General features: G+C 53.3%; 12 protein-coding genes. 3 read left to right on the top strand and 9 right to left on the bottom strand.

Annotated elements, in window-relative coordinates; all coding sequences use genetic code 11:
* Positions 1-175 precede the first annotated feature (175 nt).
* Complete coding sequence (locus Pla144_RS24615) at positions 176-1,069, top strand: hypothetical protein (protein ID WP_197530670.1); 894 nt, start codon at positions 176-178, stop codon at positions 1,067-1,069.
* Positions 1,070-1,108: 39 nt separating this feature from the next.
* On the opposite strand, the gene Pla144_RS13255 is transcribed toward Pla144_RS24615, so the two are convergent.
* Both Pla144_RS13255 and trxA read right to left on the bottom strand, forming a co-directional pair.
* Entirely contained in the window at positions 1,109-2,800 is a 1,692-nt protein-coding gene (locus tag Pla144_RS13255; RefSeq protein WP_146451172.1) for a hypothetical protein, read from the bottom strand.
* A gap of 223 nt (positions 2,801-3,023) precedes the next feature.
* Positions 3,024-3,350: a thioredoxin gene (gene trxA, locus Pla144_RS13250; protein WP_146451171.1), complete on the bottom strand. Its 327-nt coding sequence runs from the start codon at positions 3,348-3,350 to the stop codon at positions 3,024-3,026.
* 280 nt (positions 3,351-3,630) lie between these two features.
* Here trxA and Pla144_RS13245 point away from each other — a divergent pair, with 280 nt between their 5' ends.
* Both Pla144_RS13245 and Pla144_RS13240 read left to right on the top strand, forming a co-directional pair.
* A complete protein-coding gene (locus tag Pla144_RS13245) occupies positions 3,631-4,200 on the top strand; it encodes a thioredoxin family protein (protein ID WP_146451170.1) in 570 nt (189 codons plus the stop codon).
* A 41-nt stretch (positions 4,201-4,241) separates the two neighbouring features.
* Entirely contained in the window at positions 4,242-5,033 is a 792-nt protein-coding gene (locus Pla144_RS13240) for a hypothetical protein (protein ID WP_146451169.1), read from the top strand.
* 54 nt (positions 5,034-5,087) lie between these two features.
* On the opposite strand, the gene Pla144_RS13235 is transcribed toward Pla144_RS13240, so the two are convergent.
* The 7 genes from Pla144_RS13235 to Pla144_RS13210 form a co-directional block, all read right to left on the bottom strand.
* Positions 5,088-6,251: a carboxylate-amine ligase gene (locus Pla144_RS13235; RefSeq protein WP_231936353.1), complete on the bottom strand. Its 1,164-nt coding sequence runs from the start codon at positions 6,249-6,251 to the stop codon at positions 5,088-5,090.
* Complete coding sequence (locus Pla144_RS13230) at positions 6,226-7,452, bottom strand: M20 metallopeptidase family protein (protein ID WP_146451168.1); 1,227 nt, start codon at positions 7,450-7,452, stop codon at positions 6,226-6,228. The genes Pla144_RS13235 and Pla144_RS13230 overlap by 26 nt, the downstream gene beginning before the upstream one ends.
* A gap of 29 nt (positions 7,453-7,481) precedes the next feature.
* The gene (locus tag Pla144_RS13225; RefSeq protein ID WP_146451167.1) at positions 7,482-8,351 is read right to left on the bottom strand and encodes a menaquinone biosynthesis family protein; all 870 of its coding nucleotides are present in this window, start codon (positions 8,349-8,351) and stop codon (positions 7,482-7,484) included.
* Between the two features lie 246 nt (positions 8,352-8,597).
* Positions 8,598-8,771 carry a hypothetical protein gene (locus Pla144_RS25565; RefSeq protein WP_391580971.1) on the bottom strand — a complete coding sequence of 58 codons (174 nt, stop codon included), beginning with the start codon at positions 8,769-8,771 and terminating at the stop codon, positions 8,598-8,600.
* Between the two features lie 8 nt (positions 8,772-8,779).
* Complete coding sequence (locus tag Pla144_RS13220) at positions 8,780-10,186, bottom strand: pectate lyase family protein (protein ID WP_231936351.1); 1,407 nt, start codon at positions 10,184-10,186, stop codon at positions 8,780-8,782.
* A gap of 109 nt (positions 10,187-10,295) precedes the next feature.
* Complete coding sequence (locus Pla144_RS13215; RefSeq protein ID WP_146451166.1) at positions 10,296-11,747, bottom strand: nucleoside hydrolase-like domain-containing protein; 1,452 nt, start codon at positions 11,745-11,747, stop codon at positions 10,296-10,298.
* Between the two features lie 34 nt (positions 11,748-11,781).
* Positions 11,782-13,218 carry a DUF1593 domain-containing protein gene (locus tag Pla144_RS13210; RefSeq protein WP_146451165.1) on the bottom strand — a complete coding sequence of 479 codons (1,437 nt, stop codon included), beginning with the start codon at positions 13,216-13,218 and terminating at the stop codon, positions 11,782-11,784.
* Positions 13,219-13,245: the final 27 nt, after the last annotated feature.

Genomic DNA, 13,245 nt, shown 5'->3' with positions numbered 1-13,245 from the left:
ACTGTTTTCCCAGGACTAGCCTGAAATTGTTGGCATTTGCCGTTCGCCAGTTTATGCTGGAGAGATCGGCTGATATTTGTAATTGCAGCCAGTGGTTCTTAGTTCGCCGAGTCTGAGACGTCAGTCCTTGCTTGGCGAGACAGTATTTTTTGGCTTCTGAAAAGGTTGTACTGACATGGCGTCCGCTCAACAGATGAAATGGTACTTAATGTTTGCGCTTACAGCTTGGGGAACTGCCCCGACTGGGGAATTCTCATTCGCAGAGGAACCCGTCGAGGGATCTGCCACGGCGCTCGACGTCTTCGATGCCATCGATCAAGGGGTGATCGACGCCAAGTTCATCGCCCGCGACAGTCAGCGGGGTCGACTCTTCTTGACGAACAAAACCGACGAGCCAGTTGACGTGCTCATACCCGACGCGTTTGCTGGTGTGCCAGTCATGCATCAGTTCGGTGGTGGTGGCGGTGGCGGAGGTTTCGGTGGCGGTGGCGGAGGTGGTGGCGGCCAGCAAAGTGTCGGTGGCGGCGGCGGCGGTCGCGGCGGCGGTGGTCGCGGAGGCGGTGGCGGTGGTCGCGGAGGCGGACGTTTCAATGTTGCCCCGGAAGAAGTCAGCACGATCGACGTGCCGCTACTGTGCTTGGACCACGGGCTCCGCGACCCTTCATCGAACAAGCCTTACGAGATTCGTCCAATTGAAGATGTCGTCAGTGACCCAGCCGTGATCGAAATCGTAGCAGCTTATGCCAATGGCGACTTGCAACCTGCAGCTGCCCAAGCGGCTGTCTGGAATGTGAATAGCAAAGTAGGTTGGCAAGAACTCGCTGCGAAACTAACGGGCACGGTTCGCCACGCAGTTCGTAATCCGTACTTCTCCGCTGCGGAAATAAAGAGCGCAATGGCGATTGTTGCTCAGGCCCAACAGGCTACTGCCGGGCAAGAGATCGAGCGACGGAACTGGCAACCGGTCAGTGAAAGGAATCCAGACGGCGAAAAGGATGCGACTCCGGAGAAACTAACAAATCCTGAGAAGTCTGGTCCGAAGAGCGACCAATCAGCAGACAACCGCTGAAGTAATGTAAGTGATGGGAGAAGCTGCGTAAATTTCCCCTTACGCGGCGTGACTCCAGCTACTTCGTTCTTCTGCCAATAGGCGCTGCAACTCGCGCTGATATTCAGCCTGTTGGGCTTGCCAATTTAGCTCGGATTCTTCGTAGGTGCGCTGCTGGGTATCTAGTTCCTTCTCGCGGGCAACTAAGCGGGCTGCCCGTTCTTCCAGGTCTTGCTCGCGTCGATCAAGCCACAATTGTAGTTCCTGCCTTTGGCTGGCCAACTCCGCATGCTCTGTTGCCAACTCGGACCGGACAGTTTCAAGATCTTTGCGTCGTCGGCTCGCTTCATCTGCTGCCAACTGAAAATGGTCGGCTAAGCGAACTCGCAAGTGAGAAATGGATCGTGATAAGGCCGCCGGGGCGAGGACGCCTTGTAATTGAAGCCAGGTTTCTTCGGTTGCCAGACGAAGCTCCAAGACTTCCCGCTGGGCTGACCGTAATTCTTCTTGAAGCTGCTCAAGTGCATCCTGGCGCTGATCCAGCATGGCTTCACGGCGATCAATCTCCTGCTCCCGACGGGCAAGCTTCAGACTCGTTGCTTGCTTTTCCTTCGCCAGCTGTTTGCGCTCGCGAGTGACATGATTCTCGAAGGACAATTCTTGTTTCTCAAGATCCGCACGCTGCTCGGCCAGCTCCATCTGCTGTTCGGCTAGCAGAGACTCGGCGGCAGAGAGATTTGCAGCGCGCTGCTCAAACAGGTTTGCCGTCTGCTGTAGCTCGACCATTTTCTGCTCGGTAACTCCAAGCCGTTCAAATCGTTGCAAGGCCGTCATGATTTCCTGTTCGCGGAAACGAATCCGGCGATCTTGCTCAGTAGCATCCGAAAGCTTGAATTCGACCTCTTGCTGAATGCGGCTCAATTCGGCACGTTTGAATTCCAACTCACTGCTCTGCTCGCCTAACTTGAGTTCCCAAGCTCGCAAATCATCCTGCCGACGTGTCAGTTCAGAATCAGCGGCATAAAGTTTCGTGCCGCGCTGTTGCAAAGAAACCTCGGTCGTCGTCATCTGCTCCATCTGTTTGTAGAGCTGTGCCTCTCGGGCATCTATTTCCCGATGACGTTCTTCACAGGCGAGCTTTGCGGAAGTGAATTCTTCCTCTTTGGACTGGCAGAGGGCTGTTTTCAACTCTAGTTCATTGATTTTCTCCGCAAGCTCACTTTGAGAGAATTCCAGCTCGGCCTCTAGTTTGGCAAGCTGTCTCTCTCGTTCTTCCAGTTTGAGTGATTTTTCTGTGCTGATTGCCAGCTGGCCAGCTTCGGCAGCATGCGGTCCTTGACTGGCTTGTTGAGAGGCTTGTTCATTGAGTGCCTCTTCGCGTTGGTCCAGTTCACTCTCGCGTTCGTCGAGCCACAGTCGGGCACTACGAATTCGACTTTCGAGCTCTGCCTCGTGACCGTTCAATGTGGATTCACGATGGTCAAGTTCAGTCAACCGTGCCTGGAGTCGCTCGGCCAAATCAGCCGCATGACGACTGAGAGCTTCGGCAGGTGCGCCAGATGCAAACAAGTCTGCGATGCCAAATTCATCAGCTTCGTCTGGTTCTGTTGCACCGGCACCCACTTCTACGGCAACTAGTTTAGGAGTCACTGCCTCGCTCCGTGCCACCGGATGAGCTGGATCAATGCGAGTCTCTCGTAGGGGCTTTGCGCCCTCGGTGAGTAGGGTTCGCTCTGGGGTGTTCGCTGCCATGAAAAAATGCCTGCAATTGCTCGAGGAGACGGCAAGGGTTCGCCAGTAGACAAACTTTGCCTAAACGTCAAATCGGCACATTGGTGGCATGAATTAAATCGTGCTGCAGAAATCACGTCGTTTGAGGCGATTGGTTAACAGCAGTGCTAGCAGCGCAGGCAAAACGCCGTAACAATCAGCGATCGCTACGGCGTAAGAATTTGAATTCTAAAAGCTCAAGACGTCACGCTTTAGCTGCGTCGATTGCTTCTTGCAGGCGAGTTTTCGGCTGTACGCCGACAAAACGGTCAACTACTTCACCGTTCTTAAATATCATGATGGTTGGGATGCTGCTCACTCCATAGTTCTGTGCGGCAGAAGGAGCATCGTCCACGTTGAGTTTCATGACCTTGGCAGAGCCAGCGTTCTCTCCGGCTAACTCCTCGACCAACGGAGCAATCTGGCGGCAAGGGCCACACCAAGGAGCCCAAAAATCGACCAAGACCGGCTCGGACGACTTCAGCACTTCGGCGTCAAAATTTGTGTCATTGATTTCTGCTACAGCACCCATGTTTATCTATCTCCTTTTATCCAGGCGGCCAACTCTCAAAGTGAGCAATGTTCTCTCACAAATCGGCTCTCAAGCTGACCGTTCTGCAAATACTTGCTCGCTACCGATTGATTCAAGATTATTGGCATACTTTCCAGGGCTGTCAACGAATAGCCGTGAGCATTGCTCAAACACCTGCTATGCCAGATACTTAAGGGAATTGCCCACGGTTCTACCCCCTTGGACACCCTGGGTAGCTTATTTCTTACCCGAAACTCCCCGATTTTAGGAGAATCTGACCATGGCCCGCACTCCCAGCACAATGCTCCCCCTAGGTACCCCAGCCCCGGATTTCTCGCTGGTGAACGTCGATGGGACCACCGTATCGCTTGGAGATTTTTCAGGTGCCCCTGCCTTGCTGGTGATGTTTATTTGCAATCATTGCCCCTTCGTAAAACATGTGGCCGACGAACTGGCGCGGTTGGGGCAAGATTATAAGTCCAAGGGAGCCGCCATCGTGGCGATCAACTCTAACGACGTCGCCAACTACCCCGCGGATTCCCCTGAGCAGATGGTCGCCGAAGCAGAAGACCGCGGCTACGTATTCCCCTATCTCTACGACGAAACCCAGGAAGTCGCCAAGGCGTATCACGCGGCATGCACTCCTGACTTCTTTCTGTTTGATGCCGAGCAGCGGCTGGCTTATCGCGGGCAACTTGATGCGAGTCGCCCCGACAGTGGTATCCCAGTGACTGGTGCTGACCTACGCGCGGCACTGGACAATGTCTTGGCTGGCAAAGCACCCTCGGAAGATCAGAAACCTAGTATAGGCTGCAATATCAAGTGGGCACCCGGCAATGAACCTGCTTGAGTCTTTTGCGATCATTTGACCTGCGTTAGGAAAGCCCACACATGAAGAAAACACTCGTTGTCATCGGAGGCCTCTTCGTCCTGTTAGTAGTCGCCATATTTGGCATTTTCTTCATAACTAGCGGTATAGTGAAAACGGCCGACGACTTTTTCCAGCAGGTGTCGGACGGCAACTTCAAAAAGTCTCGCGATTTCCTGGCGGAGGAATTCAAGGCGGCTACTTCGCCAGAAGAATTCGAAGTGTTTCTCACGGAATCGGCGTTGATCGATTTCAAGGAGGCCAGCTGGAATAGCCGATCTGTCGCCAACGGATCAGGCGAATTGGAGGGTGTCGTGCTGACCAAATCTGGTGGTTCAATTCCGGTTCAAATGAGCTTCGTCAAGGAATTGGGTGCCTGGAAAATCTATGCCATACAGAAGAAGGGAGCTGGGCTCAACGCAGCAGCCACCGAAGATGTGCCGATCCCAACGAAAGCGGAAGCGGCTGTTTTGATAAAAGATACCACTCGAGACTTCGCCGCGGCCATCAACTCCAAGGACTACACTCAGTTTCACGCGGACCTAGCCAAAGAGTTTCAAGAACAAGTGCCGCTCGAGAAATTCAACGAGATCTTTTCGGTGTTTATCGAATCTGAAGTGGATCTCTCCGTCTTGGAGAATCTACAACCGATGTTCACTGCAGAACCTGCTCTCTCAGCAGAAGGCGTGTTGCTCCTGGAGGGCTATTTCGCGTCGAAGCCTTCGCGAGTCAAGTTTTCGTACAAGTATGTTCTCCGAGGTACGAAGTGGGAATTGTTGGGGATCGTGGTCAACATCGAACCGATTGATGGCTAAGAGAGTGTTCGAGATCATAACGAGGTATCAGCAGTCAAGTTGGCTGCCTCACGGTCATTCTGGTGGCGAGACCCTCGACAACTCAGTCAGTTGCCGAACCACTTCCTCGGCACTACCAGTCTCGGCCTGAATTGAGAGTTGTCGATCGGCGCAGCTTGGAGAGGCGGCAATCTGAAGGCAACGCTTCAAGTGATGTTCGCAATGGAGTTGATTCGCCATCGGTGTGAGATGATCGACAAGCTGATTGACACTCTGTTCAACAGTCACAACTTGATACGTGAACGAGTCCACGAGTTGGGCTGCAGTGCCATACCTGGCTGCCCGCCATTTGTTTTGTCGCACCATCATTGGATGGCAGTCATGCTGATAGGTTCCATTGTCAATCTCATCGGAGAGTGTTTTGACCAAGCATTGCACCAGTGCTGCGATAGCCATCGTGTCGTCCAGACTTCCCGGCATATCGCAGACACGGACTTCTACCGTGCCAAAGTTGTGATGAGGTCGCACATCCCACCAAATCTCACGTATGGTGTTGATGAAGCCGGTCTCGACCATGTGATGCACAAGCCAGACGTACTCACTCCAATTGCGCATTAAGGTTGGCAAACCTGCGGTCGGCAAGCCTTCCATGATCTTCGAGCGGTAAGATTGTAGCCCAGTCTGGCGGCCTTCCCAAAAAGGGCTACTGCTCGATAGGGCCAGTAGCGTGGGTAGGTGTCTAAGGATGCGGTCGCAGATCATGACCGCTTTGTCGCCAGAATCGACACCCACGTGAATGTGCAACCCGAATGTCACCAGCCGACGTGCCAACTCTTGCAGAAGTTGTACCAACTTGAGATAGCGGTCGTTGTTGGTTACCATTTGTTCTTGCCATGGTGAGAACGGATGAGTCGCTCCCCACCAAAGACGCATGCCAAGCTGGTCGGTGGCGGCTTCCACAGCGATGATCTTTTCGCGCAGATCCGCCTCTGCATCGTCGACCGTTTCACAGACTCCCGTGATGATCTCCACGACACATTGCATCAGCTCCGGCTTGAGCGAATCGGCGAGATCTTCTGGCACGAGCTTGGCCACTTGGTCGAAGGCACTTGAGAGAGCCATTGTGCGACCGTCGATCAATCCCAACTCGATTTCCACACCTAGAGTGGGACGATCATTTGCGTTGAACTCGATCTTCGCCATCGCCGTTTCCTCAAGCCGATTGATTTGAAGTTGCATTAGTGGCACACGCCGCTACTACTGAGCGAGCGAGAACACGGACGCCAATTTCGAGAGCCCCCTCGTCGATGTCGAACTTAGGAGTATGCAGAGGTGTGATCGCCGCCAAATCGGCAGCACTGCCAAGGCGAAACATAGCGCCGGGGACCTGTTCCAAGTAGCAGGCAAAGTCTTCACTCCCCATGCTAGGGCGAGTTATCAGTTGCACGTTCTTTGCCCCGATCACTTCCTCGGCTGCTTGCCACAGGAGGGCGGTTGAGTTCGCATCGTTTACCACTGATGGGATGCTGGCATCGAGCGTGAATTCGATCTTCGTGCCAGTGATTCCTTCCACACCGCGAATTACCTGTTGGATCTGTTCAATGGTGCGCGTTCGCACCCTTGAATCGAGGGTTCGCATCGTGCCATGTAATTCAACATGATCTGGGATGATGTTTGGATTTGTCCCACCCTGGATGCTGCCAAATGTAAGGACGACTGCATCGTGGGTGTCTGTGGCCCGCGGTACAAATTGGTAGAGTGAACTGATAACCTGGGCCGCGGCGGCGATGGGATCGCGAGATTCGTGGGGTCGGGCAGCATGTCCACCTCGGCCCGTGATCGTGAGTTGCACCGAATCGCAAGACGCCGTCATCGGACCACTGCGTAGGGCAATTTCCCCCGTGCGGCGCGTGGGATCGACGTGCAGGGCAAATATCTTCTCGACATCTGCCAGGACATCCATCTCGATCATCTGTGCCGCCCCAGCAGCAGTTTCCTCGGCAGGCTGAAATATCACCCGCCAGCAGATCGGCCAGGGGAGTTCACCGCTCTCAGTGAGTGCAACGAGTGCCTGTACGACTCCATAGGCGATGGCTGAGTGAGCGTCGTGGCCACAGGCATGCATGATCCCGGGGTGCGTACTTCGATAGGGTGTCGTCTTTTCATCCTGGATTTGCAAGGCGTCAATGTCGCCGCGAACAGCGATTCTGCCAAGAGTCTTATCTTTCGGCGCAAGGCTGTCCGCGATAACGCCACAGCCCTCGGGGCCCATTTGGACGTCAACGCCCAATTGCCCCAACAGCTGGTACAGGTGCATGCTCGTGGCAAGTTCGGCACCGCTTGGCTCGGGAAAGGCGTGCAGATGTCGGCGGAGGTCGCGGACCTCGTCACGCTTCTCTGAGATGATCGCATCGAGTCGTTGCTTCCAAGGTTCAGGCATAAGCCACCGACTAGTGCGAGTAGAAATGGTTACAGTTTGACGAATTCGGGCTCGACTAAGTGCGGCAGAATTCCTTGTTCGTGACCCATAGCAAGAAAACGAGTCACCGCCTCGCGTCCGCGGGGTCCGAAATCAAGGGTCCAGTCGTTGACGTACATTCCCACAAAGCGATCAGCCTTCGATCGATCCAGGTCACGACCATATTGAAGAGCGTAGTCCAGTGCTTCATCACGGTGGTCGAGACCGTACTTGATGCTTTCGTAAAGCAATCGTTGAACTTCTTCGATCGTCTTTTCGCCGAGATCTTTGCGAATTCCGTTGGCACCCAAGGGGAGCGGCAACCCAGTCAATTCATGCCACCACACTCCCAGATCGACCACCAGTTGAAGATTGCTTTGACTATAGGTCAACTGGCCTTCGTGGATGATCAAGCCCGCGTCCAGTTGTTTCCCTTGATATTCGCCACGGACGGTGGCTGGAATGATTTCGTCAAACGGTACAACCACGTAGTCAAAGTCGTGGCCTAGGCAGAGTCGCAGAGCCAAGTAGGCGCTGGTCAGTTTGCCTGGTATAGCGATCACCTTGTCTCGGAGGTCCTCGACACGACAAGCTTCCTTCGCCACAACCATGGGGCCGTAGTTGTCACCCATACTGGCTCCGCAACTGCATAGGGCATATCGATCGTGCAGGAAAGCGTAGGCATGGATACTAATCGCGGTTAATTCCAGCTCTGAGCGAAAGGCGCGCTCATTGAGAGTTTCAATGTCTACCAATTCGTGGGTAAAAAGGTAGTTGCCCGTATCAACACAATCATTGGTCAAGGCGTGGAACATGAACGCATCGTCGGGGTCGGGACTGTGACCCACACGGATGAGTTTTTTGGTTTCGGTTGCAGGCACGGTGTTGGCTCCCAGGTATATTCAATGGGTACGAACAACCGATGATAGGGCCGATCTTGGCCATGCGTCAACCACTCCGACAGAATTGAGATCACTTGTCGGACCGCCTCGCGAGCCAAGACTAAAATTTAAATCCCTGTGGATTTGGAGTTCCGCCTAGGAAATCCGAACGAGAAAAGATTGACTACGAGCAGCTTTAAGGGAACGCATGTTTCTTGAAGCATTTGCATATTGTTTGGTAGGCAACTATCCGAGGTATGGTTGGACGTCCTCGATCATACGGCGGTAACGGGTGAGCGTGGGTTTGCCGTTGTCGATAACTGCGAGAAAGATGTGCATCGTACCTGGAACGGTGGGGATCGCGCGGTCGGTAGGATGTTTGAGCGTCGCTGTCTGACGCGTAAGTTGATCATTCCTTATCAGAGAGTTTACTCAATACTGTTTAGATAATGCTCCAGCATTGTGTAGCCATCGTCGGCTACATTGTTCCTGTCCTCGCAGTCGTTTGGATTCAGGCAGTGTGAGCTTTCCCACTGGTCGGGCATGCCGTCTTGGTCGGCGTCGGCGGGGGCTTTGGCGCTCATCAGTTCCGGCCAACCGCCAACGTCTTTCTGGGAATCTATAATACCGCTCTTTTTCGATTTGTCAGGCATGGCGTTATCTTCTTTGTATGTTGGTCCTTCGTAAGTAGCCATACCTTTGCGGACTTCTTCAACAATGCGTGTATCTGACGCATCGCGTTTGGGCCGTGTTGCACCCGCATTTTCAAGAACAGACACATAGGCTTCTTCCGCGGTTTGTTGGTTGATAGCCATCGCTGGCCACGGTTGGTCCAGTTTTAGTATGCCAATATCCGAACTACCGCCGCCGGGTTGTACGCCACCATTCCAGTTATCACCTGTAACCTGGGCATTACCCTCAACAATATTTTCGGCTACGTACCACTTGCCATAATCATCGGCTCCATCGCGCGATGTGGGAGTCGCTATGCGATACGATACTTCGCCAGGTCGAGTTGCCGGTCCCGGCTTGTAGTAATTGGCCACCATGTTGATATTCGTGAAATTGAATTTCGGGTTACCTTTCTGCTGCTTTTCGCCCCCATAGCAACTGTTGTAGCCCCAATTGTAGACCACGTTGTTTCGGTAATCATTGTTCCCGCAACCAGAAGCGAAACGGGGATTACGGCTGGAGTGATGCGCCAGCAGATTGTGATGGTAGGTACTGTTGTTGGAACCCCAAATGCCTCCAAAACTATGGTGGCCTTTGCCGTGGTTGGACTTGTACAAGCTCTCCGAAATCAAACACCACTGAATCGTCACATTTTCGCAATGGTATATAGACACTGTCTCATCAACACTCCAGCTTGCCGACACGTGGTCCAAAATGATGTTTGACATATATCTGCTTGAGATCGCGTCTTTATCTTCCCCTGATTCGTCGCCATATCTGACTCTTAGATGTCGGATGATGACCTCACTGGCGACAATTCCTAGCGAGTGTCCTCTAAGAGCAATACCGTCTCCTGGCGCTGTTTGCCCAGCGATGGTGATGTAGGGTTTCTTGATATTCAGTGATTTTTTCAGATCTATGGTACCAGACACTTTGAACAGGACAGTTCTTGGTCCTGATGCCTCAACCGCAGCGCGAAGGCTGCCTTCCCCCGAGTCATTGAGGTTCGTGACTTCGTAGACATCGCCGCCACGCCCTCCAACAGTATATTTTCCGTAGCCCTCGGCGCCCGGAAATGCGATTTGACTCTGGGCAAAACTGTAGTCAGGGCAGCAAAAGAACATGGCCAAGACTACAATTTCATAGTGATGTATGGTTTTCACAGCTATGTCCTTAAGAAGAGTTTAATGACCCACGTGTTTCGATTAGATCTTCAAGTATTGTGCGGCTCAATGGTGAAGCCAAAGCCAACTGTTGTGCAGAGATCAGTCGCTATTTAATTTCCGCAACGACCCGCTCATATCTTGTTAATGGGGGGGTGCCATTATCCGTCACCTCACAGATGATATGGATAGTTTCACCCACATTGGCATCGTTAGGAACAGTGAAACTGGCATCCTGGTTGTTACCGTCCATTAAGTTGCTGATTCCATCGTAGGTGCCTGCTTCCTGATACTGCCACCAGTAGTACGCCAACTCATCAGCATCCGGGTCGCTGGTTCCCTGTGCACTGAGTTGTACGGTCGTGCCGGGCCGGACCTTCAGGTTCAAGGGAGTGGTCAGCTTGACTACCGGTGGGTGGTTAGCTTCGTCGTAGGGTTTAACGCACCAGTCGGCCCGAGACGCAAAATCATTTTGGAACGTTTCCGCCCAACGCCAAATGGGTTTCAGATACTCTATTAACTCTTGGTCCTCAGCATTCCTATCCCGTTCGATGTTTCTTAATCGCAGTCGTCCCCAGGCAGAGTTCCCGAACCATCTCCCCTCGGGGTACTGGTAGGCCGGATTGGCAACAGGATCAAGCCAGGTGTTTTCGCGGACTCGGGCATATCTGCCGCCCCAACCACCCCAGTCAGGAGACTCCAAGCTCCGCAATCCCGTCGGGATCGCATGCATAAACGAAGGCGAGTCCCCCTCGGATCGGAAATCGCCATTTTCCTTGGCTTTGTACGATGCACACAACGGACCGTGGTTCCGTACTAGGTGCTCGATTGTCCATTTTCCGGTAAAGAACTTCTGTTGTTCTGGCGGCAGACTCTTGTCCCAGTGGTACATGATGGCAATGAATTGGTCGGAAACAATCGTTTGAATGTTGTACTTTCCCCAGTGCGGACGGATGTAATCTTGATAGGTTGAATCCTGCTCCCAGATAAAGAACAGGCGTATCTTATTGGCCACATAAGCCATCTTCTCTAGGTGGTCTTCTTCGATAGTCTTTAAGGCTCGAGCGATTGTGTTAGGCCCACCCCAAGCCTGGATCCAGATGGGGCGGTCGTCGGACTCGTCAAGCAGAACGTTGACAATGTGTTGCGAGCCGGGAGTGACCTCCTCCATCTCACCCTCCGCTTTCACGTTGCCGAGGAAGGTTCGTGCTTGAAGATAGTCTGCTGTGGGATACCGACTGTCATGCTTGACTAGATTGGGACGGACTTTTGCATAGGCCTTCAGATAGGGCTGGATCCAGTCATCGCCGGCCCATTTGTGTCCCTGCCAATGGTATTGAGAACTGGAGGTGATAATCCCCTCTATATCCCACTCATTGGCGTAGAGGAGGAATCGAACCATGGAACATTCGTCATCGATCTCTCCATCGCTGGTGACGATGACGCGCGGTTTCGACGGCTTGGTTTCGGCTGCAGTGGTGGCGGCAAGCGTAAGCTGAAATGCGAGCAAGACAATAGAGGGACCGAGTGATTTTGCGAGACGCTTAATGAACTGAAGCATTTTCATTTGGATTCCAAGTTGTGGCGAAAAGAGTTTATGGAGCTACGGTAACAATCACGCGTCGGTAGCGAGTGAGCTGCGGGGTGCCGTCGTCGGTGACGGCCAGAATGATGTGCATAGTGCCAGTGCCGGGGGACATGACACGGCCGTCCGGAACGGTGAATGACGCCTTCTGTTGGTCAGAGTTCTTGATTTCGAGTGGCTGACCGGTGCGAGCATTGGAGGTTGTAAAAGTGCCGACCTCACCGTAATAGAACCACTTGTAGTAGATCCCATCGCCGTCGGGATCCGTGGTGCCTTCGGCGCTAAGTGGGACGATTTCGCCCTGTTTGGCTGTGAGTTCGGTAGATTGGGCGAGTTTCACGACGGGCGGGTGGTTCGCCTGATCATAAGGTTTGATTGTCCAGTCGATGCGTGCGGCAAAGTCGTTCTGGTAAGCCGATCGCCAACGCCAGATCGTCGCGTGATTGCTGGTGTGCCAGTTGTCGTCGAAACCTCGGACTTCGTCGACCGCGTTCGTCCAAAACGGGCGAGTCTCAGGTTCCTGGAACCACTTTTGCATCCGCGGAGTGTAGAACTCGTAGCGACCACCCCAGCCGCCCCAGTTTGGATTATCGGGCGAGTTTAGGCCGTTGGAGACAAGGCCGAGAAAGCTCGGCGTGTCGCCTTCCATCAGGTATTCAGTGTGTGGGTGCTGTGCACCCAGCGGGCCTTTGTTGTGGCGGATATTCCGATCGAGCCATTCATTGTCCACGAGGCTGAAGTCAGCTCCTGTAAAGCGGCCGTGGAACTTGTCGCCGCTAATTCCACTCCAGGTGGCGTAGTGATAGGCCCCTCCCGCGTGCATACCGGGGCTAGCGATGTAGAAAAGATCAGGAAACGTCTTACGGATCCACGGCCCACTATTGTCCTGATCCGAGATCGTGTAAACGCGGAGTTTTGCGACGAACTTGGCGAGTGCTTCAGGCGAGCGGGTGGCTCGTACTTTCCAGAGCGCCTGGGCGAGTACATTTGGCCCACCCCAAACTGGAACCCAGAGCGGTCGATGGTCGTCGCGATCGACAGCCGAGATGAGAAGTTCAGAACCGGTGGAATCTTTCCCCTCTCCCACGGCATTCATGCCATAATCGGGTCGCCCTTCACGAATAACAGATAATAGGTATTTCGCAGTCGGGTAGTCCGGTTCATGCAAGAGTAGATTAGCCTGCACCAGGCCGTAGGCCTCGACAATCTCCTTGATTCGCCAAGCGGCTGTTTTATTTTGTTGGTGAATTGAGGTCGTGGCAACCAGCCCTTCGATGTCAAACTGATTTGCGTAAGTGAGAAAGCGAACCATGGATTGCGCGTCGTCGGGTTCATTTTCTATGTCAGTGAGGACAAACACTCGTGGTTTTGGTTCCACGGCGAACGAGAAGGAGCAAGCGTTCAGAAAGGGAACAACAAGCAGGCAAAAAGTCAGATGCGTTTTCATAGGAATTAGTTTGATAAGAGTAGATCG

The sequence above is a fragment of the Bythopirellula polymerisocia genome (assembly GCF_007860015.1).
Taxonomy (GTDB): domain Bacteria; phylum Planctomycetota; class Planctomycetia; order Pirellulales; family Lacipirellulaceae; genus Bythopirellula; species Bythopirellula polymerisocia.
Note: the sequence above shows the minus strand (reverse complement) of the source record. Positions and strands in the feature narration are given on the sequence as shown.